Source organism: Klebsiella indica (genome assembly GCF_005860775.1).
Classification (GTDB): domain Bacteria; phylum Pseudomonadota; class Gammaproteobacteria; order Enterobacterales; family Enterobacteriaceae; genus Klebsiella; species Klebsiella indica.
Window position 1 is genome coordinate 1 of sequence record NZ_VCHQ01000071.1, and the last position, 1,014, is coordinate 1,014.

Here is a 1,014-nt window from a genome sequence, read left to right on the forward strand (position 1 = left end):
CCACCGCGCCACATCTCTACTCTACCAGGCTCTGCCAGACCATCATCGCAGTAGTAGCACAGCGCATCCCACTGGTTCAGTGCATAAGCGAACGCCTCGCCCAGTCGGGATTTCTTTGACAGCGTCGTGCTTTTTTCCACCAACCACTCATGCAGGTAAGCCAGCAGCGGTTTGCTCCGGGATTGTCTGGCTGCCAGACGCTCTGCTGTCGTGAGGCCGCGTATTTCCTCTTCTATCGCGTACAGCTCACCGATGCGTTTCAGGGCTTCTTCTGCTGTCGCCGTTTGAGTGCTTATATAGACGTCATGGATTTTGCGGCGCGCATGGGCCCAGCATGCGGCTTCTGTCAGCGGCCCTCCTTCACGTTCCGGACGGAACAACCTGTCATAACCTGCGAAGGCGTCCGCCTGCAGCACACCATGATAGTGGCGAAGATGTTGTTGGGGATGTTTCCCCTGCCTGTCTGGCGAGAAGGCGAACCACGCTGCAGGTGGGTCTGACGATCCCGCGCTCCTGTCATCGCGTACATACGTCCAGATGCGCCCGGTTTTCGTCTTCTTTCTGCCCGGCGCCAGTACCGGCACCGGAGTATCGTCCGTATGCAGTTTGCGGCAGTCCATCACGTACTGGCAAAGAGCTTCATCCAGCGGTGCCATTAACCGGCAACAGGCATCCACCCAGTTGGAGAGCAGCGCACGACTCAGCCCCACGCCCTGACGGGCAAAGATTTCAGTCTGACGATACAGCGGCAGATGTTCGCAGTATTTCGCGGTCAACACCCGTGCCAGCAGACCCGGCCCGGCGATACCGCGATCGATGGGACGTGATGGCGCAGCCGCTTCAACGATGCAGTCGCATCGGGTGCAGGCCTTTTTCACCCTGACCGTGCGGATCACTTTCAGGGCGCTGGAGACCAGTTCCAGTTGTTCCGCGCTGACTTCGCTGAGGTACTCCATATCGTTGCCGCATTCCGGGCAGCAGGTTTCAGCGGGCTCCAGCCGGTGTATTTCGCGG

At 59.3% G+C, this 1,014-nt stretch carries 1 protein-coding gene; it reads right to left on the reverse strand.

What is annotated here, in order from left to right; genetic code table 11:
• Positions 1-1,014, reverse strand: a 1,014-nt coding sequence (gene tnpC / locus FE839_RS24500; protein WP_138363274.1) for an IS66 family transposase, incomplete at both ends; no start/stop codon positions are given.